Raw genomic sequence first — 25,306 nt, forward strand, 5'->3', positions numbered from 1 at the left:
ATCAAGGAAGGGCAGGTATAGCCCACTGCGCGGCCGCTTAGCCAATGGCTCGGGCGGCCGCGCATGGAGCAATGGAACGTTCAGCGTCGGGTCAGCAACACACCCGATTCCATATGGTGCGTCCACGGAAACTGATCAAACATCGCACACCGGGTAATGCGGTGGGTGTCATGCAGTTGGGCGATGTTGGCCGCCAGGGTCTCCGGGTTGCAAGAGATGTACAGGATGTTGTCGAAACGCCGGGTCAATTCGCAGGTGTCCGGGTCCATGCCGGCACGCGGCGGGTCCACAAACACGCTGCCGAACTCGTAGCTTTTCAGATCGATACCGTGCAGACGGCGGAACGGGCGCACTTCGTTGAGGGCTTCGGTGAGTTCTTCGGCGGACAGGCGCACCAAGGTGACGTTATCCACCGCGTTTTCATCGAGATTGCTCAGTGCCGCGTTTACCGAGGTCTTGCTGATCTCGGTGGCCAGCACTTTGCGCACGCGGGTGGCCAGGGGCAGGGTGAAATTACCGTTGCCGCAATACAGCTCCAGCAGATCGTCCGGGCGATCGCCCAAAGCCTCGTAGGCCCAGTTGAGCATCTTCTGGTTCACCGTGCCGTTGGGCTGGGTGAACGCGCCTTCGGGTTGGCGATAGCTGAAGGTGCGACCGCCGACTTCGAGTTTCTCCACCACGTAATCGTGGCCGATCACATCGCGTTTGCCCTTGGAGCGGCCGATGATGCTCACGTTCAGGTCAGCGGCGAGCTGGTTGGCCGCCGCGTGCCAGTGCTCGTCCAGCGGGCGGTGATAGCACAGGGTGATCATTGCATCGCCGGCCAGGGTGGTGAGGAACTCCACCTGGAACAGCTTGTGGCTCAGGGCGGCGCTGGCTTGCCAGGCGGCCTTGAGTTGGGGCATCAGCTGGTTGATGCGAGCGCTGGCGATAGGGAAGTCTTCGATCAGGATCGGCGTGCGCTTATCGTCCTGGGAAAACATCGCGTAGTGGCGCTCACCGCCCTCGCGCCACAGGCGGAATTCCGCGCGCAGGCGGAAGTGCTGCAGCGGCGAGTCGAACACCTGCGGCTCGGGCGCATCGAACGGGGCGAGCAGGTCACGCAGGCGCGTGACCTTGTCTTGCAGTTGAGCGGTGTAGCGTGCGGCGTCAAAAGTCATGCGTTGAACCAGCCCAGCTTGATCACGAACAGAATCGACAGAATCACCAGCGCCGGGTTCAGCTCACGGTAGCGGCCCGAAAGCAGCTTGATGGCGGTCCAAGCGATGAAACCGAAGGCGATGCCGTTGGCGATGGAGTAAGTAAAGGGCATCGCCAGGGCGGTTATCACCACCGGCGCTGCCACAGTGATGTCGTCCCAGTCGATTTCAGCCAGGCCGGAGGTCATCAGCACGGCGACGAACAGCAGCGCCGGCGCGGTAGCAAACGCTGGAACGCTGGCGGCCAGCGGAGAGAAGAACAGTGCGAGCAGGAACAGGATCGCCACTACGATGGCAGTCAAACCGGTACGGCCACCGGCGCTGACGCCTGCGGCGGATTCGATGTAGCTGGTGGTGGTCGAGGTGCCCAGCAGCGAACCGGCCATGGCCGCGGTGCTGTCGGCGATCAGTGCACGGCCCATTTTCGGCATGTGTCCGTCCTTGCCCATCAGGCCGGCGCGCTTGGCCACGCCGATCAGGGTGCCGGAGTTGTCGAACAGGTCGACGAACAGGAAGGCGAAGATCACGCTGACCAGGCCGATATCCAGTGCGCCCTTGATGTCCAACTGCAGGAAGGTCGGGGCCAGGGACGGTGGCATCGAGGTCACGCCGCCGAATGGGGTGAAGCCCATCACAATCGACACGATGGTCACCGCCAGGATGCCGATCAGCACCGCACCGCGCACGGCCAGGGCTTCCAGCGCGACGATCAGCGCAAAGCCCAGGGTGGCGAGGATCGGCGCCGGTTGTTTCAAGTCGCCCAGGCCAACCATGGTGGCCGGGTTGCTGACTACGATACCGGCGTTGTGCAGGGCGATCAGCGCCAGGAACAGGCCGATGCCGGCAGCAATCGCCGAACGCAACGGCAAAGGGATGCTGTTGATGATCCACTCACGGATGCGAAAGATCGACAGCAGAAAGAACAGCACCGCCGAAATGAACACCGCCCCCAGCGCCACTTGCCAGGTATGGCCCATGTGCAGCACCACGGTGTAGGTAAAGAAGGCATTGAGGCCCATGCCTGGTGCCAGCGCGATCGGGTAGTTGGCGATCAGGCCCATCACGGTCGAACCGATGGCGGCCGCCAGGCAGGTCGCGACGAACACCGCGCCTTTGTCCATGCCGGTTTCACCGAGGATGCTCGGGTTCACGAACAGGATGTAGGCCATGGCCAGGAATGTCGTGATGCCCGCGAGAATCTCGGTGCGCACGTTGGTGTTGTGTGCTTTGAGTTGAAACAGCTTTTCCAGCATGCCGGCTCCCTGTGACGCTATTTTGCGTCGTGATTTGTTGACCTCTAAGTCAAAGCACAAACTGCGCCAAGCGCCTGTGGTTTCAGAGAGGATCGGAAAAAGCGGCGCATCATACCAGCAGCCGAGGCTGTGTGGCGCATGGGCTTGAGGCATACTGCGCCGACGTTCAATTCACGGTCATCGACAGCATGAAAAAAGCCAACGCGTGGAGTCTAGCTCCGATCACCGCTATCAGCCTGTGGCTCGGCGCGGCACCGGTGTGGGGCGCGACTGCACCGGCCTTGAGCGAGGTGCGCGTGTTTCAGGTCGAGTCGGCGCGCTGCAAGGAAAGCATCCCCGAACGCATCACCTCCACGCAGATGTGCACGCACCGTGGGCCCACCCAGGTGTCGGTGATGGAAGTGGGGCTGGGCAACAACCCGGTGGGGCTGTTCAATGGCGCCGTACTGAACGGCCAGCGCACGCCGGTGTGCCAGGTTGGCAGCATCAGCCAGGCGTGCAACGGCGCGGGGACGCTGATGGGCTACATCTATGTATTCGAAATGGATGTGCAGGCCCCAGGCTGGTTCGAATACAGCAACTCCTCGATCAACCCCCCGCGAAACACCTTGAAGACCCAGCTCAATATCCGCTGATCAATCATCTTGAACGCTCAAAACCCCGGGAAGTCGTACCCCTGAGACGGCGATTTTCCTGAACGCCGCGGATGCAGACCAACCCGTGAGGTGTTTATGAGCGCAACCCCCCAAGGCGCGGCGGCCCAGCCGTTTGCCCGCCACTCGATACGCCTGACCCTCAATGGGCAGGCCCGCCAACTGGACGTGTTGCCCTGGACCACGCTGCTGGACCTGCTGCGCGAACAACTGGATCTTGTCGGCAGCAAGAAAGGCTGCGACCACGGCCAATGCGGTGCCTGCACCGTATTGCGCGACGGCAAGCGCGTGAACGCGTGCCTGACCCTGGCGGTGATGTGCGACGGTGCCGAGTTGACCACCGTCGAAGGGCTGGCCAGCGGCGACCAGTTACACCCCATGCAACAAGCCTTCATCAAGCACGATGCCTTCCAGTGCGGTTATTGCACCCCTGGCCAGATCTGCTCCGCCGTCGGCCTGGCCAACGAAGGCCGTGCCCACGACAGCGCGCAAATCCAGGAACTGATGAGCGGTAACCTGTGCCGCTGCGGCGCCTACAGCAATATTCGCGATGCGATTGAAGAGGCCCTGCCGGCCTGCCGTCCGGCGGGAGGCGAGCAATGAACCCGTTCCAGTACAGCAAACCGTCCGACGTGCACGAGGCCGTGCACTTGAGCAGTGCCGCGTCGCGTTTTATTGCCGGCGGTACCAACCTGCTGGACCTGATGAAAGAAAACATCAGCCGCCCCGAGCACCTGATCGACATCACCGGCCTGCCGCTGCATGGTGTCGAGCCCACCGCCGACGGCGGCGTGCGCATTGGCGCGCTGGTCAGCAACGCTGATTTGGCCTGGCACCCCTTGATCGAACAGCGTTACCCGTTGCTGTCCCAGGCCATCCTCGCCGGTGCCTCGCCGCAACTGCGCAATATGGCCAGCACCGGCGGCAACCTGTTGCAGCGCACCCGTTGCTATTACTTCTACGACGCCAGCGTGCCTTGCAATAAACGCGAACCCGGCAGCGGTTGCCCGGCACGCACCGGGTTGAATCGCATCCATGCGGTCCTCGGCGCCAGCGCGCAGTGCGTGGCGACTCATCCGTCCGACATGTGCGTGGCCCTAGCGGCGCTGGAGGCGCGGGTGCATGTGCAAGGGCGCGGCGGTGCGCGGGTCATCGAGTTCGCCGACTTCCACCGTTTGCCCGGCGATGCGCCACAACGGGACAACCAGCTGGCCGACGATGAACTGATCACTGCCATTGAATTGCCTGCCGACCACCTGGCGCGGCACAGCCATTATCTGAAGATCCGTGACCGGGCGTCCTACGCGTTCGCGTTGGTGTCGGTGGCTGCCGCTCTGGAGTTGGACGGCGATGTGATCGTCGACGCGCGTCTGGCCCTGGGCGGCGTGGCCCATAAACCCTGGCGCGACCGCGCGGTGGAAGCGGGATTGATCGGGCAGGCCGTCAGCCGCGAAACCTTTAGCCTCGCCGCCGATGCGATGTTGCAGGACGCCGAGCCGCTGGAACACAACGCTTTCAAGGTCAAGCTGGCACGGCGCGCAATTATCCGCGCCTTGAGCGATGCCGCTGTCGCAGGAGAACGCCCATGAGTGCCGTCGGAAAACCCCTGGACCGTGTCGACGGTCTGCTTAAAGTCACCGGCCAGGCGCGCTATGCCGGCGAATTTGCGCAGCAGGGCCTGCTGCATGGCAGCGTGGTGTCCAGCACGATCGCCAAGGGCCGCGTGGTTCGTATTGATGCGTCCAAGGCTCTGGCTCTGCCGGGTGTGGTCATGGTGCTCGATCACAGCAACCGGCCGCGGCTGGCCAGCTATGACGACGCGTTTGCCGATGCCGATGCCGCCGATGGTTCGCCGTTTCGCCCGCTGTACAACGACCGCGTGCTGTACAGCGGCCAGCCCCTGGCCTTGGTGATTGCCGACAACCTGGAGCTGGCGCGACATGCCGGTTCCCTGGTGCGCATCGAGTACGAGCGCGATGAATTCGAGACCGATCTCGTCGCCCAGCAGGCCGAGGCCCATCCCTCGCCACAGACACCGCCCGCGCCGCGCGGGAATTTCCAGGCCGAGTGGACTGCTGCCGCCGTCAGCCTGGACGTGCACTACAGCACCCCCATCGAACATCACAACCCCATGGAACCCCACGCCAGCACCGTGCTGTACCAGGCGGACGGCACGCTGCATATCCATGACAAAACCCAGGGCCCGCAGAACTGTCAGGCCTATGTGCAGAAAGTGTTCGGCCTGGATAAAAGCCAGGTGCGGGTGTTCGCCGCGTTTGTCGGCGGCGCTTTTGGTTCCGGCCTGCGCCCGCAGTACCAGTTACCCCTGGCGGTGATGGCGTCGCTGGCGCTCAAACGCTCGGTTCGCGTGACCCTGACCCGTCAACAGATGTTCACCTTCGGCTACCGCCCACGCACCCTGCAGCGCTTGCAAATGGGCGCCGCCACCAACGGCCGCCTGCTGGCGTTGGGGCACACGGCGATTGGCCAGACCTCGCGTTTCGAGGACTTCAGTGAACACGTGGTGGAGTGGAGCGGCATGCTCTATCACTGCGACAACGTGCAGTTGACCTATAAGTTGGTGCCGCTGGATGTGTTCACGCCGTTGGACATGCGCGCGCCCGGCGCCGCCCTCGGGGTGATCGGCCTGGAGTGCGCCATGGACGAACTGGCCTGCGCCTTGGCGATCGACCCTGTGCAACTGCGCCTGATCAACTACGCCGAGCGTAACCAGAACGAAGACAAACCCTGGTCGAGCAAAGCCCTGCGCGAGTGTTACACCGAAGGCGCCGAGCGCTTCGGCTGGAGCCAGCGCAACCCGGAACCGCGCAGCATGCGCGACGGCCGCCAATTAGTGGGCTGGGGCATGGCCGGCGGGGTGTGGGAGGCCATGCAAATGAAGGCCAGCGCCAAGGCGCGAATCGATGCCGAGGGCAAGCTCGTGGTGAGCAGCGCCACCACCGATATCGGCACCGGCACCTACACGGTGATGACCCAGATCGCCGCCCAGGCCAGCGGGGTAGCCGTGGACGACGTGCGTTTCGTGCTCGGCGACTCGTCGCTGCCCACCGCGCCGTTGCAGGGCGGCTCGTTCACTGTTTCCTCGGTGGGCACCGCTGTGCAACAAGCCTGCGAAGCCTTGGCCGCCAAACTGTTGAGCGTGGCGCGGCAGACCTATCCGGTGTTCAAGGACGCTGAGACGGTGCGCTTTGAGGATGGGCAACTGCACGCGCGTGACGTGAGCGTGTCGTTGGCGCAGCTGGTCAAGGACAGCGGTGAGGATGCCCTGGAGGTGCAGGTAGACAGCGAGCCGGACAAAAAACGCGAAGGCTATGCTACCGCCACCCATTCGGCGGTATTCGTCGAAGTGCGCGTGGATGAAGACCTCGGCACTATCAAGGTCAGCCGCGTGGTCAGCGCAATTGCGGCCGGGCGCGTGGTCAACCCGAAGATGGCCCGCAGCCAGATCCTCGGCGGCGTGGTGTGGGGTATCGGCATGGCCCTGCACGAAGAGACCCAGATCGACCATCAATTGGGCCGCTACATGAACCACAGCCTGGCCGAGTACCACATCCCGGTGAATGCCGATATCGGCGACATTGACGTGGTATTCGTCGAAGAACACGACGAGATCGTCAATGCGCTGGGGTCCAAAGGCGTCGGGGAAATCGGCATCGTCGGCGTCGCGGCGGCAGTGGCCAATGCGGTGTACCACGCCACCGGCAAGCGAGTGCGGGACTTCCCGATCACCCTGGATAAGGTGCTTTGAAATGTGGGGGCTTGCCCCCGATGGCGGTGTTTCAGTCGATTTATGCTTCGACTGTTACACCGCTATCGAGGGCAAGCCCTCTCCCACATTGGACCTTATTGCCATAGTGGCTATGCGGTGGCTGTGAGGCCGGTGTGGGAGGGGGCTTATTGCCATAGTGGTTATGCGGTGGGCGTGAGACCGGTGTGGGAGGGGGCTTGCCCCCGATAGCAGTATTTCAGTCAATTTATGCTTCGACTGTTACACCGCCATCGAGGGCGAGTCCTCTCCCACATTGAGCTTGTTGCCATAGTGGCTATGCGATGGCTGTGAGACCGGTGTGGGAGGAGGCTTGCCCCCGATGGCGGTGTTTCAGTCAATAGATGCCTCGACAGTTACACCGCTAACGAGGGCAAGTGCTCTCCCACATTGACCTTGCTGCCATAAAGGTTAGGCGGTGGGCGGGGAAACCGGTTCTGGCACATGCATGCGATCCCGCTTGGCCAGGGTGGGGAACAGTTTGATCCACACCCCGGTCACCACCAGGGTGCCGATCCCGCCCATGACCACGGCGGGCACGGTGCCGAACCAGTGGGCGGTGATGCCGGATTCGAATTCGCCCAGTTGATTCGACGCGCCGATAAACAGGCCGTTGACGGCGCTGACGCGCCCGCGCATTTCGTCCGGCGTCTCCAACTGCACGAACGAGGCGCGGATCACCATGCTGATCATGTCCGCCGCGCCCAACACCACCAGCACCGCCAGGGAAAACCAGAATGACGTCGATAGGCCGAAAGCGATGGTCGCCACACCGAATACCCCGACGGCGGTGAACATCACGCGGCCGACATGTCGGTCCACCGAGAAACGCGCCAGCCACAACGACATCAGCAATGCCCCCACCGCCGGCGCCGAGCGCAACAGGCCCAGGCCCCAGGCACCGGTCAGCAGGATGTCTTTGGCGAACACCGGCAGCAACGCGGTGGCGCCGCCCAGCAGCACGGCGAACAGGTCCAGGGAGATGGCGCCGAGGATGTCCGGGCGGCTGCGGATAAAACGGATGCCGGCCAGCAGTGAATCCAGAGTGGCCTTGCCTTTGTTCAGCGGGGTCTGGCGGGCAGGCAGGTTGAGGGTCAGCGCGCAGGCGATCAGGTACAGCACCACGGTGGGGCCATACACCCACACGCTGCCAAACGCATAGAGCAGACCGCCCAGCGCCGGGGCGACGATGGTGGCCAGTTGCTGAGCCGACTGCGACGACGCCACGGCGCGCGGGAACAGCGTGCTGGGCACGATGCTCGGCAGCAGCGCTTGCGTGGTGGGCAATTCAAAGGAGCGCGCGGCACCGAGCAGGAAGGCGAGGATAAAGATCATCTCGCGGGTCACGGTGCCGGTCAGGCCACCAATGGCCAGGGACAGCGCGATCAACGCCTGTACGGTCTGGCAGATGGCCGCGACTTTACGTCGCTCATAGCGGTCGGCCACATGGCCGGTGTGCAGCATAAACAGCACGCGCGGCACGAACTCCACCAAGCCGACCAAGCCCAGGTCCAGCACGTTGCCGGTCAGTTGATAGAGGTTCCAGCCGATGGCCACGGTGAGCATCTGGAAGCCGCTGGCGGTAAAGATCCGCGCCAGCCAGAACGCGATAAAAGGGCGGTGGTGACGCAACAGCAACGCGGGTTCAGTAGGCATCGGGCATTCAGATCACGGCCGGAGGGAACCGCGAGATTAGCATCAAGCTGTAACAAATAGTTGCGAGAACCGGGGTGAGGCAGCCTGTCACGCGTCAATCGACCACACAACTGGACGCAGAAAATGGGACTACTCTTTGAGCTGTAATTGATCCAGATCAAATTTCTTCCAGGATTTGCTCTGGCGGGCCGTAAGGCCAGACTCCCTACGTGGTTGGTTAAAAAAAGAAACGAATTGAAATTCGCCACACTCCATATCCGTGGGGGCAGTGGGTGCAGGCTCCCGCCAGCAGCCGGTATTACCTGACAGAGGAAGACTTATGTTCGGTTTGGAGGCGCTAGATCTCGCCCGAATTCAGTTCGCGTTCACCATCTCATTCCACATCCTGTTCCCGGCGATCACCATCGGCCTGGCCAGTTACCTTGCAGTGCTGGAAGGGTTGTGGCTCAAGACCCATAACGACACCTACCGTGACCTCTACCATTTCTGGTCGAAGATCTTTGCCGTCAACTTCGGCATGGGGGTGGTCTCGGGCTTGGTTATGGCTTACCAATTCGGCACCAACTGGAGCCGCTTCTCGGACTTCGCCGGCGCCGTTACCGGGCCGCTGCTGACGTACGAAGTGCTTACGGCCTTCTTCCTGGAAGCCGGTTTCCTCGGCGTGATGCTGTTCGGCTGGAACAAGGTGGGGCGCAAGCTGCACTTCTTCTCAACGGTCATGGTGGCGGTGGGTACACTGATCTCCACGTTCTGGATCCTGGCTTCCAACAGCTGGATGCAGACGCCTCAGGGCTTTGAAATCATCGACGGCCGTGTGATTCCCACCGACTGGCTGGCGGTAATCTTCAACCCATCGTTCCCGTATCGCCTGATGCACATGGCCACGGCGGCCTTCGTGGCGACGGCGTTTTTCGTCGGCTCCTCGGCGGCCTGGCACTTGCTGCGCGGCAAGGACAACCCGGCGATCCGCAAAATGCTCTCCATGGCCATGTGGATGGCATTGATCGTGGCGCCTATCCAAGCGGTAATCGGTGACTTCCATGGTCTCAACACGCTGGAGCACCAGCCGGCGAAAATCGCCGCGATCGAAGGCCACTGGGAAAACAAAGGCAATGAGCCTACGCCGCTGATCCTGTTCGGCTGGCCCGATATGCAGGCGGAAAAAACCAAGTACGCCGTAGAGATTCCGTACCTGGGCAGCCTGATCCTGACTCACTCGCTGGATAAACAGGTGCCGGCGCTCAAGGAGTTCCCACCTGAGGACCGGCCGAATTCGACCATTGTGTTCTGGTCGTTCCGAGTCATGGTCGGGCTGGGTTTCCTGATGATTTTTACCGGTCTGTTCAGCCTGTGGCTGCGCCGGGGCGACAAGATGTACACCTCCAGACCGTTCCTGTATCTGGCGCTGTGGATGGGCCCCTCGGGGTTGATCGCGATCCTCGCCGGCTGGTTCACCACCGAAATCGGGCGTCAGCCTTGGGTGGTCTACGGGCTGATGCGCACGGCGGATGCGTCGTCTGGGCATAGCCTGGCGCAGATGACCATCACCCTGGTGTTGTTCGTGGTGGTGTACTTCGCGCTGTTCGGTGCGGGCTTGGGCTATATGATGCGCCTGGTGCGCAAAGGCCCTGTGACCCACGAAGGTACTGAACCGACCCACGGCGGCCCTGGCCAGAAACGCACACCGGCGCGTCCGTTGTCGGCGGCCGACGATGGCACCGACGACCACCACGACCACATCCAGCATAAGGGGAATTGAGATGGGTATTGATCTTCCGCTGATCTGGGCCGTGATCATCATCTTCGGCATCATGATGTACGTGGTGATGGACGGCTTCGACCTGGGTATCGGCATCCTCTTTCCGTTTATTCCGGGCAAGGTCGACCGCGACGTGATGATGAACACCGTCGCGCCGGTCTGGGACGGCAACGAAACCTGGCTGGTGCTGGGCGGCGCGGCGTTGTTCGGCGCGTTTCCGCTGGCGTATTCGGTGGTGCTGTCGGCGCTGTACCTGCCGCTGATCCTGATGCTGGTGGGGCTGATCTTCCGCGGCGTGGCCTTTGAGTTCCGCTTCAAGGCCAAAGACGCCAAGCGCCACCTGTGGGACAAGGCCTTCATCGGCGGTTCGCTGGCGGCGACGTTCTTCCAGGGCGTGGCGCTGGGGGCATTTATCGACGGCATTCCGGTGGTCAATCGCCAGTTCGCCGGCGGTTCGCTGGACTGGCTCACGCCGTTCACCGTGTTCTGCGGCGTGGCGCTGATCGTCGCCTATGCGTTGCTCGGCTGCACCTGGCTGATCATGAAGACCGAAGGCAAGTTGCAGGAACAGATGCACAACCTGGCGCGGCCGCTGGCGTTCGTGGTGCTGGCGGTGATCGGCATCGTCAGCCTGTGGACCCCGCTGTCGCACCCGGAAATCGCCTCGCGCTGGTTCACCCTGCCAAATCTGTTCTGGTTCCTGCCGGTGCCGCTGCTGGTGCTGGTGACCATGTACGGGCTGATCCGTGCGGTGGCCCGCAATGCGCACTACACGCCGTTCTTGCTGACGTTGGTGCTGATTTTCCTCGGCTATAGCGGTTTGGGGATCAGCCTGTGGCCGAACATCGTGCCGCCGTCCGTATCGATCTGGGATGCCGCCGCGCCGCCGCAGAGCCAAGGCTTCATGCTGGTGGGCACCTTGTTCATCATCCCGTTCATCCTGGGCTACACCTTCTGGAGCTACTACGTGTTCCGCGGCAAGGTCACCCACGAAGACGGTTATCACTAGGAGGGGCGTGACATGTCCGGCAAACCTTCGTTGCACGAGATCGAACAGGCGGAAAAGCAGCCGCTGTGGCGGCGCCTGGGGTGGTTGGCAATGATCTGGACCGGCAGTGTGCTGGTGCTGTTTGTTGTCGCTAGCCTGATGCGCATGTTTATGAATGCGGCCGGCCTGACCACTCACTGACATCCCATCCCGTTGCCTTGCGGCACGGTTTTTTGACCCTGCTCCTACATCTTGTAGGGGCGGGGTCTTTTTTATTTGCGCGCTTTGAGAATCACGAACTTGGGCGTGGCCGCCACTTGCTCGACGCCGCGGAACAACCGCGCCAGTTTGCTGTGATAACCCAAGTGACGGTTACCGACGATATACAGCGCACCGCCCACCACCAAAGCCTCGCGGGCCTGCTGGAACATGCGCCAGGCGAGGAAATCGCCCACCACCTGCTGCTGGTGGAACGGCGGATTGCACAGCACCACGTCCAGGGACTGCGGCTCTTGGCCGGCCAGGCCATCGGCGGCGCGCACGCTCACGTCACGTTCACCCAGCGCGGCCTGCCAGTTTTCACGGGCCGATTGCACGGCCATGTAGGACTCGTCCACCAGGGTGTAGTGGGCGTCGGGGTTGTGCAGTGCGCTGGCAATCGCCAATACGCCGTTGCCGCAGCCGAGGTCGGCAACGCGGGCGTTACCCAGGCCGGTGGGCAAGTGCGGCAGGAAGGCGCGGGTGCCGATGTCCAGGCCTTCACGGCAGAACACGTTGGCGTGGTTCAGCAGCTCGATGGCGGGTGTATCCAGGCGGTAGCGGGTCGGGTAGGGCGAGGCGGCGGCGGGGCGCTCGGCAACGGTGGCGATCAACAGGCGAGCTTTCTTCGCCGCCAGTGAGGCGTGCATCGGCCCGATGTAACGCTCCAGCAGGTCACCGGCTGCGCGTGGCAGGTGTTTGACCATCGCCCCGGCAATCACTTCGGCGCCCGGGGCCAGTTGGCCTTGTAAGCGGATCAACTGTTCCTCAAGCAGCGCCAGGGTTTTCGGCACGCGGATCAGCACGCGGTCGAACGGCCCGGTTGGGGTTTCGCTGGCGGGAATGAACGGCACTGCATCGAACGCCTTGGCGTTGCGCACCAGGTTTTTTTCCAGGCCCTGGGCCGCCAGAAACGAGTCGCCGCTGGAAATCACCTGCACCTGGCCTTGCAGACTGGCCGCCAAAGCGCCAAAGCTGTCATTGAGCACCAACACGCGGGTGTCGACGCTCGGCCGCTGGGCGGCCAAGTGGTTGAGCAGGTATTCGTCGGCGGCGTCGAAGGCTTGCAGCGGGTCGTTGTGCTGCTCGGGTTGGCGGATCAGATCGAGCTGAGCGAAGGGGCTGTCGAGCAGGGGCATGGGGGGAGAAAACTCTGGGTAATCGAACCATTGGGGTGAACGACGACGCGCCGGCGCGCGCCGCGTCATCACCCGGAACTGGTCGTAAATGTTACGGTTTTTTCATGCGGATTACATGCGATGTTTAAAGAAACCCAGCCTTTGCGGCCACCATCACGGCCGCGATTTTATTGTTGACCCCCAGTTTTCGCATCGAGCTGCAATTGTGAAAGCCGACTGTACGTTCGGACAAACACAGGATCTGTGCAATCTCGGCAGCGGTCTTGCCCAGTGCAGACCAGCGCAATACTTCGATCTCGCGGGGCGTCAGCTTGCTGCATGGTTTCGCGGCTGGCCCATCGGCGTACTTATTCGCCACCACGGTATGCATTGCATGACACAGCCAGAGCGCATTGCCGGCTTTTTCATACAGCTCCTCCGGTGTGATCTCACCTCTGCCACGACTTAGAGTTAGCATGCTGAAGACGCCCTGAGGCCCATGCAGTGGTTGAGTCCAGCCCAGATGAACGCCATAGGAGGTGGCCAGTTCCCACAAGTGAGGTGCGCTGTTAAATGCACTTTCTTTCCAGACAAAGGGCAGGACAGAGCGTTGGCAATGAGACATGACAGGATCAGTGCTGGAGAAATGCGCTTCTCGGTATAACGTGTTCCATTCGTTTGGATAGCTGTTCTTCTCGAAGATGACATTTTGACTGTTTTGATGTTGTGCACTCATCTTGAATGAGCAGAATTGGAAGCCGAGTGAATATGTTTCATTGATAACCATCTCGAAGACACTGGTGATCTCGTCCTCTTCTTCCAGTTTGGGGACCCGTGTATTGCGCCAGTTGACCATCGATAACTCTCCATGGGTGTATATGTGACTTGGGTACGTCCTGAATCCCAACGCTGCACGGAAAAGAGTGTAGGACATGGGCTATTTATTCGTATGAAAAAATCAGTATGTTAGGTGGCTATTTAAAGCGTTGGCCTTATACAAGAATCGGAATTCTGTGTAATTAATTTCGCCTTGCTTATGGCCTTCCCATTGGATTCAAGGGGGCTGCGCATAATATCAATTTGATATCTTTTGATTGGATGATAGGGAATGGTTTTAGTTTGGTAGTGGATTAATAGCCAAATAATTAGTGCGCGTTCATACAGGATTGCGGCGCTAATAACCTTAAATAGTTAGTGGTCTTTACAGCGTTAGAACATCACTTGCTCGCATATTGGGTCAGGAGATTTCAATCATCGGTGTTAGCCGGCGCCGCTTTGAGGGACACTAGCGCCTTCTGCAGAACGGAGTTCCCCATGACGGCCAGTGCTGAAAAATACACCTGTCAGACCTTGCTCGATGTGCAATCGCTGACCCCCAGCCTGTTCACCCTGCGTACCACCCGTGACCCCGGCTTTCGTTTTACCGCCGGCCAGTTTGTGCGCCTGGGCGTCACCAAAGCCGATGGCAGCACGGTCTGGCGTGCGTATTCGGTGGTGTCGGCGCCCTTCGATGAATATTTGGATTTTTTCTCGATTGTCGTCCCCGGCGGGGAGTTCACCAGTGAACTGAGCCGCCTGCGCGTCGGCGATACGTTGATGGTGGAGCGCCAGGCCACGGGTTACTTGACGTTGAACCGCTTCGTCGATGGTCGTGACCTATGGCTGCTGGGCACGGGCACCGGGGTGGCGCCGTTTCTGTCGATCCTGCAGGACTTCGAAGCCTGGGAGAAATTCGAGCGCATCATCCTGGTGTACAGCGCCCGCGAAGCCAAGGAACTGGCCTATCAGGCGTTGATTAAGGAGCTGGGCGAGCGCGAGTACCTGGCCGAGTACGCGCATAAGCTTACCTACTTGCCCATCGTCACCCGCGAGCAGCACCCTGGCGCGCTGAATGGGCGTATCACCACGCTGATCGAAAACGGCGAACTGGAGCGCGCGGCCGGCGTAGAGTTGAGCCCCGAACACTCACGCGTGCTGATTTGCGGTAACCCGCAAATGGTCGATGACACCCGTCAGTTGCTGAAAAAACGCGACATGAATCTGTCGCTATCCCGGCGCCCTGGCCAGGTGGCGGTGGAAAACTACTGGTAAACAAAAGGCGCCTGCTGGAGGCGCCTTTTTTCCAAACCGCTGCGGTTTAAAGCGGTTTGTCGTGCTGTGCCTTGAGCAGATCGCGGATCTCGCCCAACAACACTTCTTCCTTGGTCGGCGTCGGCGGCAGGGTCGGCGCCTTGGCCTCTTCGCGCTTGAGACGGTTGATCACCTTCACGCCCATGAAGATCGCAAACGCCACAATCAGGAAGTCGACCACGCTCTGGATGAACTTGCCGTAGGCCAGCACCACAGCCGGTGCGTCGCCTTGGGCTGCCTTGAGGGTGATCGCCAGATCACCGAAGTCCACCCCGCCGATCAACAGACCGAGAGGCGGCATCACCACGTCGCCTACAAACGAGGAAACAATTTTGCCGAAGGCGGCGCCGATGATGATACCGACGGCCATGTCGACCACATTACCTTTGACCGCGAAGGCCTTGAACTCACTGATCACGCCCATAGGTTATTCCTTGTTACAGATGAGAAGGGTGGGGCTCAGTGTAAGTCAGTCGTTGCGGGCTTGCGCGAAACAACTCTTAGCACTGTTGGTTTTTATCGACACATTAAAACGCAAATAGTTTGCAAAGTGCCATCAGTCGCGCGCGAAATACCCAGAATTTCAGTGGCTTACCAGATTATTTTGTTAATCGGGCTGGTACGGCTTTTCTATTTATCTTCTGACTCTTGGGTCACTAGCCTCTGGCAAGCACAACTGAATGTGCATCAAAAAAACCAGAGGAAACCTTGATGAAAAACTCACTCAGCCGCGGCCCGGTTTTGACGCGGCACGCGTTGATCCTGGCCACCGCCAGCCTGCTTTCCCTGTCTGTACACGCCGCCACCCTCACGCGTGACAACGGTGCCGCCGTTGGCGACAACCAGAACTCCCAGACCGCCGGCGCCACCGGCCCGGCGCTGTTACAAGACGTGCAACTGATTCAGAAACTGCAACGCTTCGACCGCGAACGCATCCCCGAGCGCGTGGTGCACGCGCGCGGCACCGGTGCCCACGGCACCTTCACCGTCACCGATGGCCTCAGCGACCTGACCAAGGCCAAAGTATTTGCTCCCGGCGAAACAACCCCGGTGTTCGTGCGCTTCTCCGCCGTGGTGCATGGCAACCATTCCCCGGAAACCCTGCGTGATCCGCGCGGCTTCGCCACCAAGTTCTACACGGCCGACGGCAACTGGGACCTGGTCGGGAATAACTTCCCGACGTTCTTTATCCGCGACGCCATCAAGTTCCCAGATATGGTGCACGCATTCAAACCCGACCCGCGCACTAACCTGGACGACGACTCCCGCCGTTTCGACTTCTTCTCCCATGTTCCCGAAGCAACCCGCACCCTCACCGAGTTGTACTCGGACTACGGCACGCCTGACAGTTACCGGGAGATGGACGGTAATGGCGTACATGCTTACAAGTTGATTAACGCCAAAGGGGAAGTGCACTACGTCAAGTTCCATTGGAAGAGCCTGCAAGGCATCAAGAACTTGGATCCGAAACAAGTGGTCGATGTGCAAGGGCGTGATTACAGCCACATGACTAACGACTTGGTCACCCATATCAACAAGGGCGACTTCCCTAAGTGGGACTTGTATGTGCAGGTGCTCAAACCGGAAGACTTGGCCAAGTTCGACTTCGATCCACTGGACGCTACTAAGATCTGGCCGAATGTGCCCGAGCGCAAAGTGGGGCAGATGGTACTGAACCGCAATCCGGCTAACGTATTCCAGGAGACCGAACAAGTCGCCATGGCGCCGGCCAATCTGGTGCCGGGCATCGAGCCGTCTGAAGACCGTCTGCTGCAAGGTCGGGTGTTCTCCTACGCCGATACCCAGATGTACCGCCTGGGCGCCAATGCCCTGCAACTGCCGATCAACGCCCCACGCGTGACCGTCAACAACGGCAACCAGGATGGCGCGATGAACAGCGGTAAAACCAGCAGCGGAGTGAACTATCAGCCAAGCCGCCTGGAGCCGCGGGAAGAGCCACAAGCCGCGCGCTACAGCCAGTTGCCGCTGACCGGCAGCACCCAGCAAGCGAAGATCCAGCGTGAGCAGAACTTCAAGCAGGCCGGTGATCTGTACCGTTCGTACAGTCAGAAAGAGCGTCAGAACCTAATCGAAAACTTCGGTGGTTCCCTGGCTACAACGGACGACGTGAGCAAGCACATCATCCTGTCCTTCCTTTACAAGGCTGATCCGGAATACGGCACCGGTGTGGCCAAGGTCGCCAAGGGTGACCTGGCCCGCGTGAAGGCGTTGGCCGACAAACTGACCGACTGATCCGTTGGTTCCGATCGGCGCCGGCCAGCGGCGCCGATCCCTGGCAGGAGAAAACCCATGCGTTTAACTATCGGTTTGCTGATCGCCCTGCTGGCGTTCACCGCCCAGGCTGAATCCCCCGATCCCGCCGCGCTCAAAGCGCAGTTGCAGGACTATTACTTCGACGCCGCCCGCCGTGGCGACCTCGATATGCTCAATACCTTCATCGAGTCCGGCTACAGCCTCAATACCCAGGACGACAAGGGCTACACCGCCCTGATCCTGGCCGCCTACCACGGCCAGGCTCCGTTCGTGGATCGTTTGCTCGCCGCCGGTGCCGATGCCTGTGTGCAGGACAAACGCGGCAATACCGCGCTGATGGGCGCAATCTTCAAGGGTGAGCTGAAAATCGCCCAGCGCTTGCTGGCCACCGACTGCAACCCCGACCAGCGCAACGGCGCCGGGCAGACCGCCGCCATGTACGCCGGGCTGTTCAAGCGCGTCGAACTGCTGGATGAACTGAAGGCCAAGGGCGCCGACCTCAACGCCGAAGACCCGGTGGGCAATAGCGCCTCGCGATTGGCCAGTGGTGAAATCCGGCCCCCAGCGTCGCGCTGAGCTATCATCGCGGTTTTTCGGTTGGAGGTTCTCGAATGGCAAAGGCCAAGCGCATGTACGGCTGCACGGAGTGCGGCGCGACCTTTCCCAAGTGGGCCGGCCAGTGCGGCGAATGCGGGGCGTGGAACACCCTGACGGAAACCATGATCGAGAGCGGCGGGGCGGCGGCGCCTACCGGTCGCGCCGGCTGGACCGGGCAACAGGCGCAGATCAAAACCCTGGCTGAAGTCAGCGTCGAAGAAATCCCGCGTTTTTCCACGGCATCCGGCGAACTTGACCGGGTGCTGGGCGGCGGCTTGGTGGATGGCTCAGTGGTGCTGATCGGCGGCGACCCAGGCATCGGTAAGTCGACCATCCTGTTGCAGACCTTGTGCAGCATCGCCAGCCGCATGCCGGCGCTGTACGTCACCGGTGAAGAATCCCAGCAACAAGTGGCCATGCGCGCCCGTCGTCTGGGCCTGCCCCAGGACCAGTTGCGGGTGATGACCGAGACCTGCATCGAAAGCATCATCGCCACGGCGCGGATCGAAAAGCCGAAAGTCATGGTGATCGACTCGATCCAGACGATTTTCACCGAGCAATTGCAGTCGGCGCCGGGCGGCGTGTCCCAGGTGCGTGAGAGCGCGGCGCTGCTGGTGCGTTATGCCAAGCAGAGCGGCACGGCGATTTTCCTGGTCGGCCATGTGACCAAAGAAGGCGCCTTGGCCGGGCCTCGGGTGCTGGAACATATGGTCGACACGGTTTTGTATTTCGAGGGCGAGTCCGACGGCCGTCTGCGCTTGTTGCGGGCAGTGAAAAACCGCTTCGGCGCGGTCAACGAGCTGGGCGTATTCGCCATGACCGACCGCGGGTTGAAAGAAGTCTCCAACCCTTCGGCGATTTTCCTGACTCGCGCTCAAGAAGAAGTCCCCGGTAGCGTGGTAATGGCGACGTGGGAAGGCACCCGGCCAATGTTGGTGGAAGTGCAGGCGCTGGTGGATGACAGCCATTTGGCCAACCCGCGCCGCGTCACCCTTGGCTTGGATCAGAACCGTCTGGCGATGCTGCTCGCGGTGCTGCACCGCCATGGCGGCATTCCGACCCACGATCAAGACGTGTTCCTTAACGTGGTCGGCGGGGTCAAGGTGCTGGAAACCGCGTCGGACCTGGCGTTGATGGCGGCGGTGATGTCCAGCCTGCGCAATCGGCCGTTGCCCCACGACCTGTTGGTATTTGGTGAGGTCGGCCTGTCCGGCGAAGTGCGCCCGGTGCCGAGCGGTCAGGAACGTCTCAAGGAAGCCGCCAAGCACGGCTTCAAGCGCGCGATCGTGCCCAAGGGCAACGCGCCGAAGGAAGCGCCGGCGGGGTTGCAGATCATTGCGGTGACGCGACTGGAGCAGGCGCTGGATGCACTTTTCGAATAAATCAGGACGGGCCGCTATGCAACGATCCAAGCACTGGGGCATTGCCGCCCTATTTGTCACCCTGACCGCCGCCTCCGCCATGACCTGGGCGGCGGCGCCGCCGGCGGGCTATCGCCTGGCGCAAACCCTGGCAACCGAGCAGGGCAGCCAGTTGCAGATCCTGGAAGACCAGCGCATCAGCGCGCAGATGCACAAGGACAGCTGGGGCAGCGGGCTGGATGAGGACTCGTTCGACGAGCCCGGCGATCTGGTCGACAACCCGTTGCTTGAGGCTCAAGTGCGCCTGGTGTCGGCTGCCGATCAGGTGATCGCGCAACAGGACCTCGGCTACCCACTGGCCGAGGTCAGCGAGGCCCCGCTCAAGGGTTTGCCCGAACCTGTGTATTTTTTGAGCATCGACATGACTGCGCCAATGGGCACTTACAGCGGCCCAGCCACCCAAATGCTGCTACCGGCCAAGCAGCAACTCACACCGCTGAGCTTCACCGGCGCGGACGGCAAATCCCAGCCGCTGACCCTGGCGCACACCGGAAAGGCTGACTGGCAGGTGGCGACGCCGGACAATGGCGGGCCGGATGAACTGTTGCAGGTATCGTCTTTTATGGACGGCGACGGTGAGGACGATTTCACCACGCGCTACCAGACGTATCGCTATGTCGACGGGCAATGGCAAGTCGCGTCGAGTCAGAAAAAGGGTTACTGGGACATGGAAAGCGAGTTTCCCGCTCGCGAGGCGTTTCCCTGAGCTTATACCTCCAATAACGCGCCCAACTCTCGCTCAAGTTCCGCTTGATCGCCGAGGTTCAACTCGATCAGCCGCCGCAAGTGGCTGATCGAATCCAAGTCGATCTCTTTGCACACAAAGCCCAGTTGGCCGTGATCGTCGTGGGTCAGCTTGACCTGCATTTTGATATGCGCCTTTGGGTCCAGACGGATATCGACGTCGAACGGCAGGGCTTTATTGCCCTTCCAGGGCTCCGGCCGTTTTACCGCCAGGCCCTTTAACGACAAGTCCACCAACTTTACCGGCCATTCCTCGCCGTTTTGTCGAAGTTCGGTTTTCGCATCCAGGGCGATGCGGCGGAAACAGCGGCGGTCGGACGGGTGATTGGTCATGGTGAAACCCTCTGGAGATGGATGGAGTGTAGCCCTGCGCCATCATTGGGCGGTTTTTTCTGCTTTTTTCCGCGTTGCAAGGCTCTAGACCAATGGAGGGGGGTGGCCTTTGAGGCCAACAGCGCTAAACTCCGGGTGGTTGTCCTTTCTGTCCACCCTGGCTGGAATATAAAAATGAAAAATAATAATAGCCTGCTACGCCACTTACCCTGGCTGGTGCTGGCAATCGTAGGAGCGTGCGCCCTGGGCGTAGTGGCCTTGCGCCGCGGCGAGGCGATCAACGCCTTGTGGATTGTGGTGGCCGCAGTGGCCATTTACCTGGTTGCTTACCGGTACTACAGCCTGTTCATCGCTAACAATGTGATGCAGCTTGACCCACGGCGGGCCACCCCCGCAGTGCTCAATAACGACGGTCTGGACTATGTGCCGACCAACAAACACATCCTGTTCGGTCACCACTTTGCGGCAATTGCCGGCGCAGGCCCGCTGGTCGGCCCAGTACTGGCAGCGCAAATGGGTTACCTGCCCGGCACGCTGTGGCTGATTGCCGGTGTAGTGCTGGCCGGTGCGGTACAGGACTTTATGGTGCTGTTCCTGTCCACCCGTCGCAATGGCCGTTCCCTGGGGGATATGGTGCGCGAAGAGATGGGGCGCATTCCGGGGACCATCGCGCTGTTTGGCTGCTTCCTGATCATGATCATCATCCTCGCGGTGCTGGCACTGATCGTGGTCAAGGCCCTGGCCGAGAGCCCATGGGGCATCTTCACCGTGATGGCGACCATCCCGATCGCGATGTTCATGGGCATCTACATGCGCTACATCCGCCCAGGCCGTATCGGTGAAATTTCCATCATCGGCGTGCTGTTGCTGCTCGGTTCGATCTGGCTGGGCGGGCAGATTGCCGCCGATCCGGTGTGGGCCAAGGCGTTCAGCTTTACCGGCGTGCAGATCACCTGGATGCTGATCGGCTACGGCTTCGTAGCAGCGGTACTGCCGGTGTGGCTGATCCTGGCCCCACGGGACTACCTGTCCACCTTCCTCAAGATCGGCACCATCATTGCCCTGGCAATCGGCATCCTGGTCACCATGCCCGAGCTGAAAATGCCGGCGCTGACCCAGTTTATCGATGGCACCGGCCCGGTGTGGAAAGGCGGGCTGTTCCCGTTCCTGTTCATCACCATCGCTTGCGGCGCGGTCTCGGGTTTCCACGCGCTGATCTCCTCGGGCACCACGCCCAAGCTGCTGGATAACGAGACCAACGCCCGCTACATCGGTTACGGCGGCATGTTGATGGAGTCGTTCGTGGCCATTATGGCGATGGTGGCGGCCTCGGTGATCGAGCCGGGTGTGTACTTCGCCATGAACAGCCCGGCCGCCGTAGTTGGCGGGGATGTGATGGCCGTGGCGCAGACGGTCAGCAGTTGGGGTTTTGCTATCACTCCGGAAGCGCTGCAGGCAGTGGCCCATGACATAGGCGAAACCACCATCCTGGCCCGTGCCGGCGGTGCGCCGACCCTGGCGGTGGGGATCGCGCAGATCCTGCACAGTGTGCTGCCGGGTGAAAACACCATGGCGTTCTGGTACCACTTTGCGATTCTGTTCGAAGCCTTGTTTATCCTCACCGCTGTCGACGCCGGTACCCGTGCCGGTCGCTTCATGCTGCAGGATCTGCTGGGTTCGTTCGTGCCGGCGCTCAAGCGTACCGAGTCGTGGACTGCCAACCTGATCGCGACCGCCGGTTGCGTAGCGATGTGGGGTTACCTGCTGTATCAAGGGGTGATCGACCCACTGGGCGGCATCAACACCTTGTGGCCGCTGTTCGGTATCTCCAACCAGATGCTGGCGGGTATCGCGCTGATGCTGGCCACCGTGGTGCTGATCAAAATGAAACGCCAGCGCTACATCTGGGTGACCATGCTGCCGGCGGTCTGGCTGCTGATCTGCACCACCACCGCAGGCTTCATCAAGCTGTTCGACGCCAACCCGGCAATCGGCTTCCTGTCCCTGGCCAAGAAGTACAGCGATGCCCTGGCCGGTGGCCAGATCCTCGCGCCGGCCAAGAGCATCGACCAGATGCAGCATGTGATCTGGAATGCCTACACCAACGCGACGCTGACGGCGCTGTTTCTGTTCGTGGTGTTCAGCATCCTGTTCTATGCGCTCAAGGTCGGCGTCGCCGCCTGGGGCAACAAAGAACGCACGGATAAAGAAGCCCCGTTCCAGGCCATACCGGACGCATGATCGAGGATTGCAGCCATGTTCAATGACATCAGTCGCCTGGGTAAATACCTCGGTCAGGCCGCACGCCTGATGGTCGGCATGCCCGACTACGACACCTACGTCGAGCATATGCAAACCAAGCACCCGGACAAACCAGTGATGGACTACAAGGCGTTCTTCCGCGAACGCCAGGAAGCCCGTTACGGTGGCAAGGGTGGGCCCAAGTGCTGTTGACCGGGTAATCCGGCTGACAGTGTTCCTTGTGGGAGGGGGCTTGCTCCCGACAGCAGTGTGTCAGGCACTTATCTGCCACTGACACGCCGCTATCGGGGGCAAGCCCCCTCCCACATTGTTTTGTGTTTCTTCAGCTATAAGGAGAATTGTTGTGTCCTCTCCCATTCCCGTTACCGTTCTCAGCGGCTTCCTTGGCGCCGGTAAAACCACCTTGCTGCGCCACCTGCTCAAAGCCGAACACGGCCTGAAAATCGCCGTGATCGAAAACGAATTCAGTGACGCCGGTATCGACACCCAGCTGTTGGGTGAGGAGCCGGTGCAAGTCATGACGCTGTCCAACGGCTGCGTGTGCTGCACCATCCACACGGACCTGACCAAAGCCCTGTACCTGCTGCTTGAACGCCTGGACAGTGGCGAAATCGCCTTCGACCGCCTGGTGATCGAATGCACCGGCCTGGCCGACCCCGCTCCCGTGGCCCAGACTTTTTTCATCGACGAGGAATTGCGCGAGCGCTACATCCTCGACGGCATCATCACTCTGGTGGACGCAGCCCACGCCGAGCACCACCTGACCCAGACCATCGCCCAGGCGCAGATTGGCTTTGCCGACCGCCTGCTGGTGAGCAAGCGTGATTTGGTGGATGACGCCACATTCGACGCCCTCAGCGAACGCCTGACCCGCATCAACCGTCGCGCGCCGATTCGTGTGGTCGACCATGGGCAGATCGATCTGGGCGAATTGCTCGACGTGCGCGGTTTCAATCTCAACGCCGGCATGAGCCTGCGCCCGGTGAGCGCCGCGCCTTCCGTGGACCGTATCTCCAGCCTGGTGCTGCGCACCGACCAACCGCTGGATATCGACCGCCTCAGCGAGTTTATGAACGAACTGTTGGAAGACCACGGCAAACAATTGCTGCGCTACAAAGGCGTGCTGAACATTGCCGGGGAAGATCGGCGCATGGTGTTTCAGGGCGTGCTGAAACTCTACGGCTTCGACTGGGACACCGAGTGGGCCGAGGGTGAAGCGCGGGAAAGTGTGATTGTGTTTATTGCCGATGAGTTGCCGGAAGACAAAATCCGCGAAGGCTTTGCCAAGGTCTACCAACCCTGAAAACAATGTGGGAGGGGGGCTTGCCCCACCCACAGTTGATCTCATTTCAAGTTGCAGAGCAGGCATAAAAAAGCCCGGCTCAAGAGCCGGGCTTCTTGTTCAAGCTACTGCGATCAAGCGCCGTATACCGGCAGCTTCTTGCAGATCGCCTTGACTTTTTCGCGCACTGCGTCGATCACGGCTTCGTTGTTCAGGTCAGCCAGGATGTCGCAGATCCAGCCGGCCAGTTCCTTGCACTCGGCTTCCTTGAAGCCACGAGTGGTCACCGCCGGGGTGCCGAAGCGCAGGCCGGAAGTGACGAACGGCGAACGTGGGTCGTTCGGTACCGAGTTTTTGTTCACGGTGATGAAGGCTTTGCCCAGGGCAGCGTCGGCATCTTTACCGGAGATGTCCTGCTTGATCAGCGACAGCAGGAACAGGTGGTTCTCAGTACCGCCGGAGACCACGTCGAAGCCGCGCTCGATGAACACGCCGGCCATGGCCTTGGCGTTCTTCACCACTTGTTGCTGGTAGGTCTTGAACTCAGGCTGCAGTGCTTCCTTGAAGCAGATCGCTTTAGCGGCGATGACATGCTCCAGCGGGCCACCCTGGGCGCCTGGGAACACGGCGGAGTTCAGCTTTTTCTCGATCTCGGCATTGGCGCGCGCCAGGATCAGGCCACCACGCGGACCGCGCAGGGTTTTGTGGGTGGTGGTGGTGACCACGTCAGCGTAAGGCACCGGGTTCGGGTAGACGCCAGCGGCGACCAGACCGGCCACGTGGGCCATGTCCACGAACAGGTACGCGCCCACTTTGTCGGCGATGGCGCGGAAGCGTGGGAAATCCAGGATCTGCGAGTAGGCAGAGAAACCGGCCACGATCATTTTTGGTTTGTGCTCGACTGCCAGGCGCTCGACTTCGTCGTAGTCGATCAGGCCATTGGCATCGATACCGTATTGAACGGCGTTGTACAGCTTGCCGGAGGAGGACACGCTTGCACCGTGGGTCAGGTGACCGCCGTGGGCCAGGCTCATGCCCAGGATGGTGTCGCCGCCTTGCAGCAGGGCCAGGTACACGGCGCTGTTGGCTTGGGAGCCGGCATGTGGCTGGACGTTGGCGTAATCGGCGCCGAACAGCTCCTTGGCGCGGTCGATGGCCAGTTGCTCAACCACGTCGACGTACTCGCAACCACCGTAGTAGCGCTTGCCTGGGTAGCCTTCGGCGTACTTGTTGGTCAGAACCGAACCTTGAGCCTCCATGACCGCGGGGCTGGTGTAGTTTTCCGAAGCGATCAGCTCAATGTGCTCTTCCTGGCGCACGGCTTCTTGCTCCATGGCGGCGAAGAGATCGGCGTCGAACTTGGCAATAGTCAAATCACGGCTGAACATGGCGGTCCTCAAGGATCGGGGGCAGAAAAGGAGGGCATTCTAACCCAATGGGTTTTAGATGGCATATGAAAGGACGTCATGTCGCGGACAAGCGGGATTCACTTCGGGATGGGTGGTGGCTGTGCCGGCCTCATCGGGGGCAAGCCCCCTCCCACCTTCGACTTGTGAATACATTCAAATGTGGGAGGGGGCTTGCCCCCGATG

At 61.0% G+C, this 25,306-nt stretch carries 23 protein-coding genes; 15 read left to right on the forward strand and 8 right to left on the reverse strand.

Annotated elements, in window-relative coordinates:
- Positions 1–80: 80 nt before the first annotated feature.
- Both trmA and K1567_RS20210 read right to left on the reverse strand, forming a co-directional pair.
- Entirely contained in the window at positions 81–1,160 is a 1,080-nt protein-coding gene (trmA, locus tag K1567_RS20205) for a tRNA (uridine(54)-C5)-methyltransferase TrmA (RefSeq protein ID WP_034100858.1), read from the reverse strand.
- Positions 1,157–2,452 carry an NCS2 family permease gene (locus K1567_RS20210; RefSeq protein WP_034100857.1) on the reverse strand — a complete coding sequence of 432 codons (1,296 nt, stop codon included), beginning with the start codon at positions 2,450–2,452 and terminating at the stop codon, positions 1,157–1,159. Before K1567_RS20210 ends, trmA begins: the two co-directional genes overlap by 4 nt.
- A 188-nt stretch (positions 2,453–2,640) precedes the next feature.
- Between K1567_RS20210 and K1567_RS20215 the strand changes: the two genes are divergently transcribed.
- The 4 genes from K1567_RS20215 (at position 2,641) to K1567_RS20230 (ending at position 6,874) form a co-directional block, all read left to right on the forward strand.
- Entirely contained in the window at positions 2,641–3,087 is a 447-nt protein-coding gene (locus tag K1567_RS20215; protein ID WP_034100948.1) for a DUF4879 domain-containing protein, read from the forward strand.
- A gap of 96 nt (positions 3,088–3,183) precedes the next feature.
- Entirely contained in the window at positions 3,184–3,708 is a 525-nt protein-coding gene (locus tag K1567_RS20220) for a (2Fe-2S)-binding protein (protein ID WP_034100856.1), read from the forward strand.
- A complete protein-coding gene (locus K1567_RS20225; RefSeq protein ID WP_034100855.1) occupies positions 3,705–4,694 on the forward strand; it encodes a xanthine dehydrogenase family protein subunit M in 990 nt (329 codons plus the stop codon). Before K1567_RS20220 ends, K1567_RS20225 begins: the two co-directional genes overlap by 4 nt.
- A complete protein-coding gene (locus K1567_RS20230) occupies positions 4,691–6,874 on the forward strand; it encodes a xanthine dehydrogenase family protein molybdopterin-binding subunit (RefSeq protein ID WP_047882026.1) in 2,184 nt (727 codons plus the stop codon). Before K1567_RS20225 ends, K1567_RS20230 begins: the two co-directional genes overlap by 4 nt.
- 429 nt (positions 6,875–7,303) lie before the next feature.
- On the opposite strand, the gene K1567_RS20235 is transcribed toward K1567_RS20230, so the two are convergent.
- Positions 7,304–8,548 carry an MFS transporter gene (locus K1567_RS20235; protein ID WP_034100853.1) on the reverse strand — a complete coding sequence of 415 codons (1,245 nt, stop codon included), beginning with the start codon at positions 8,546–8,548 and terminating at the stop codon, positions 7,304–7,306.
- A 319-nt stretch (positions 8,549–8,867) separates the two neighbouring features.
- On the opposite strand from K1567_RS20235, the gene K1567_RS20240 reads away from it, so the two are divergent.
- Genes K1567_RS20240 through K1567_RS20250 form a run of 3 tightly spaced genes read left to right on the forward strand, consistent with a single transcriptional unit; the run spans position 8,868 to position 11,496 of the window.
- Positions 8,868–10,307, forward strand: a complete 1,440-nt coding sequence (locus K1567_RS20240; protein WP_034115175.1) for a cytochrome ubiquinol oxidase subunit I — start codon at positions 8,868–8,870, stop codon at positions 10,305–10,307.
- A 1-nt stretch (position 10,308) separates the two neighbouring features.
- Positions 10,309–11,316, forward strand: coding sequence for a cytochrome d ubiquinol oxidase subunit II (cydB, locus tag K1567_RS20245; RefSeq protein WP_034100851.1), 1,008 nt, complete (start codon positions 10,309–10,311; stop codon positions 11,314–11,316).
- 12 nt (positions 11,317–11,328) lie between these two features.
- A complete protein-coding gene (locus tag K1567_RS20250) occupies positions 11,329–11,496 on the forward strand; it encodes a DUF2474 domain-containing protein (protein ID WP_080758794.1) in 168 nt (55 codons plus the stop codon).
- A 71-nt stretch (positions 11,497–11,567) separates the two neighbouring features.
- Here K1567_RS20250 and K1567_RS20255 read toward each other — a convergent pair whose 3' ends face one another.
- Both K1567_RS20255 and K1567_RS20260 read right to left on the reverse strand, forming a co-directional pair.
- On the reverse strand, positions 11,568–12,692 hold the full coding sequence (locus K1567_RS20255; protein ID WP_047882028.1) for a methyltransferase: 1,125 nt from the start codon (positions 12,690–12,692) through the stop codon (positions 11,568–11,570).
- Between the two features lie 124 nt (positions 12,693–12,816).
- Positions 12,817–13,527, reverse strand: coding sequence for a LuxR family transcriptional regulator (locus K1567_RS20260; RefSeq protein WP_034100847.1), 711 nt, complete (start codon positions 13,525–13,527; stop codon positions 12,817–12,819).
- A gap of 458 nt (positions 13,528–13,985) precedes the next feature.
- Here K1567_RS20260 and K1567_RS20265 point away from each other — a divergent pair, with 458 nt between their 5' ends.
- The gene (locus K1567_RS20265) at positions 13,986–14,762 is read left to right on the forward strand and encodes a ferredoxin--NADP reductase (protein WP_034100845.1); all 777 of its coding nucleotides are present in this window, start codon (positions 13,986–13,988) and stop codon (positions 14,760–14,762) included.
- Positions 14,763–14,808: 46 nt separating this feature from the next.
- Here K1567_RS20265 and mscL read toward each other — a convergent pair whose 3' ends face one another.
- Positions 14,809–15,225, reverse strand: coding sequence for a large-conductance mechanosensitive channel protein MscL (mscL, locus tag K1567_RS20270; protein WP_034100843.1), 417 nt, complete (start codon positions 15,223–15,225; stop codon positions 14,809–14,811).
- Positions 15,226–15,512: 287 nt separating this feature from the next.
- Between mscL and katB the strand changes: the two genes are divergently transcribed.
- From katB to K1567_RS20290, 4 genes are read left to right on the forward strand one after another with little or no spacing between them, the layout of a single operon-like run.
- Entirely contained in the window at positions 15,513–17,054 is a 1,542-nt protein-coding gene (katB, locus tag K1567_RS20275; RefSeq protein ID WP_034100841.1) for a catalase KatB, read from the forward strand.
- Between the two features lie 57 nt (positions 17,055–17,111).
- The gene (locus K1567_RS20280) at positions 17,112–17,651 is read left to right on the forward strand and encodes an ankyrin repeat domain-containing protein (RefSeq protein WP_220698803.1); all 540 of its coding nucleotides are present in this window, start codon (positions 17,112–17,114) and stop codon (positions 17,649–17,651) included.
- 35 nt (positions 17,652–17,686) lie between these two features.
- Positions 17,687–19,054, forward strand: a complete 1,368-nt coding sequence (gene radA / locus K1567_RS20285) for a DNA repair protein RadA (protein ID WP_017528869.1) — start codon at positions 17,687–17,689, stop codon at positions 19,052–19,054.
- 16 nt (positions 19,055–19,070) lie between these two features.
- Complete coding sequence (locus K1567_RS20290; RefSeq protein WP_220698804.1) at positions 19,071–19,799, forward strand: hypothetical protein; 729 nt, start codon at positions 19,071–19,073, stop codon at positions 19,797–19,799.
- 2 nt (positions 19,800–19,801) lie between these two features.
- Here the strand turns inward: K1567_RS20290 and K1567_RS20295 are convergent, their stop codons facing one another.
- Positions 19,802–20,170 (reverse strand): PilZ domain-containing protein, encoded by a 369-nt coding sequence (locus K1567_RS20295; RefSeq protein ID WP_047882031.1) that lies wholly within the window; start codon positions 20,168–20,170, stop codon positions 19,802–19,804.
- Between the two features lie 174 nt (positions 20,171–20,344).
- Between K1567_RS20295 and K1567_RS20300 the strand changes: the two genes are divergently transcribed.
- The 3 genes from K1567_RS20300 to yjiA all read left to right on the forward strand — a co-directional run bounded on the left by K1567_RS20300 (position 20,345) and on the right by yjiA (position 23,735).
- Complete coding sequence (locus K1567_RS20300) at positions 20,345–22,411, forward strand: carbon starvation CstA family protein (RefSeq protein WP_034100834.1); 2,067 nt, start codon at positions 20,345–20,347, stop codon at positions 22,409–22,411.
- 15 nt (positions 22,412–22,426) lie between these two features.
- Complete coding sequence (locus K1567_RS20305) at positions 22,427–22,624, forward strand: YbdD/YjiX family protein (protein ID WP_003194308.1); 198 nt, start codon at positions 22,427–22,429, stop codon at positions 22,622–22,624.
- A 151-nt stretch (positions 22,625–22,775) separates the two neighbouring features.
- The gene (yjiA, locus tag K1567_RS20310; RefSeq protein ID WP_034100832.1) at positions 22,776–23,735 is read left to right on the forward strand and encodes a GTPase; all 960 of its coding nucleotides are present in this window, start codon (positions 22,776–22,778) and stop codon (positions 23,733–23,735) included.
- Between the two features lie 113 nt (positions 23,736–23,848).
- Here the strand turns inward: yjiA and glyA are convergent, their stop codons facing one another.
- On the reverse strand, positions 23,849–25,102 hold the full coding sequence (gene glyA, locus K1567_RS20315; protein ID WP_034115170.1) for a serine hydroxymethyltransferase: 1,254 nt from the start codon (positions 25,100–25,102) through the stop codon (positions 23,849–23,851).
- Between the last annotated feature and the right edge of the window lie 204 nt (positions 25,103–25,306).

The organism is Pseudomonas sp. S5F11 (assembly GCF_019641515.1).
Taxonomy (GTDB): Bacteria; Pseudomonadota; Gammaproteobacteria; order Pseudomonadales; family Pseudomonadaceae; genus Aquipseudomonas; species Aquipseudomonas rhodesiae.

Bases quoted from the DNA above. Each gene is read 5' to 3' on its own strand.
- K1567_RS20235 (WP_034100853.1), bottom strand. From the start codon at position 8,548: ATGCCTACTGAACCCGCGTTGCTGTTGCGTCACCACCGCCCTTTTATC.
- K1567_RS20295 (WP_047882031.1), bottom strand. From the start codon at position 20,170: ATGACCAATCACCCGTCCGACCGCCGCTGTTTCCGCCGCATCGCCCTG.
- K1567_RS20230 (WP_047882026.1), top strand. From the start codon at position 4,691: ATGAGTGCCGTCGGAAAACCCCTGGACCGTGTCGACGGTCTGCTTAAA.
- K1567_RS20290 (WP_220698804.1), top strand. From the start codon at position 19,071: ATGCAACGATCCAAGCACTGGGGCATTGCCGCCCTATTTGTCACCCTG.
- radA (WP_017528869.1), top strand. From the start codon at position 17,687: ATGGCAAAGGCCAAGCGCATGTACGGCTGCACGGAGTGCGGCGCGACC.
- K1567_RS20255 (WP_047882028.1), bottom strand. From the start codon at position 12,692: ATGCCCCTGCTCGACAGCCCCTTCGCTCAGCTCGATCTGATCCGCCAA.
- trmA (WP_034100858.1), bottom strand. From the start codon at position 1,160: ATGACTTTTGACGCCGCACGCTACACCGCTCAACTGCAAGACAAGGTC.
- mscL (WP_034100843.1), bottom strand. From the start codon at position 15,225: ATGGGCGTGATCAGTGAGTTCAAGGCCTTCGCGGTCAAAGGTAATGTG.
- K1567_RS20280 (WP_220698803.1), top strand. From the start codon at position 17,112: ATGCGTTTAACTATCGGTTTGCTGATCGCCCTGCTGGCGTTCACCGCC.
- K1567_RS20220 (WP_034100856.1), top strand. From the start codon at position 3,184: ATGAGCGCAACCCCCCAAGGCGCGGCGGCCCAGCCGTTTGCCCGCCAC.
- K1567_RS20265 (WP_034100845.1), top strand. From the start codon at position 13,986: ATGACGGCCAGTGCTGAAAAATACACCTGTCAGACCTTGCTCGATGTG.
- K1567_RS20225 (WP_034100855.1), top strand. From the start codon at position 3,705: ATGAACCCGTTCCAGTACAGCAAACCGTCCGACGTGCACGAGGCCGTG.
- cydB (WP_034100851.1), top strand. From the start codon at position 10,309: ATGGGTATTGATCTTCCGCTGATCTGGGCCGTGATCATCATCTTCGGC.
- K1567_RS20210 (WP_034100857.1), bottom strand. From the start codon at position 2,452: ATGCTGGAAAAGCTGTTTCAACTCAAAGCACACAACACCAACGTGCGC.
- glyA (WP_034115170.1), bottom strand. From the start codon at position 25,102: ATGTTCAGCCGTGATTTGACTATTGCCAAGTTCGACGCCGATCTCTTC.
- K1567_RS20215 (WP_034100948.1), top strand. From the start codon at position 2,641: ATGAAAAAAGCCAACGCGTGGAGTCTAGCTCCGATCACCGCTATCAGC.
- katB (WP_034100841.1), top strand. From the start codon at position 15,513: ATGAAAAACTCACTCAGCCGCGGCCCGGTTTTGACGCGGCACGCGTTG.
- K1567_RS20250 (WP_080758794.1), top strand. From the start codon at position 11,329: ATGTCCGGCAAACCTTCGTTGCACGAGATCGAACAGGCGGAAAAGCAG.
- K1567_RS20240 (WP_034115175.1), top strand. From the start codon at position 8,868: ATGTTCGGTTTGGAGGCGCTAGATCTCGCCCGAATTCAGTTCGCGTTC.
- K1567_RS20300 (WP_034100834.1), top strand. From the start codon at position 20,345: ATGAAAAATAATAATAGCCTGCTACGCCACTTACCCTGGCTGGTGCTG.
- K1567_RS20260 (WP_034100847.1), bottom strand. From the start codon at position 13,527: ATGGTCAACTGGCGCAATACACGGGTCCCCAAACTGGAAGAAGAGGAC.
- K1567_RS20305 (WP_003194308.1), top strand. From the start codon at position 22,427: ATGTTCAATGACATCAGTCGCCTGGGTAAATACCTCGGTCAGGCCGCA.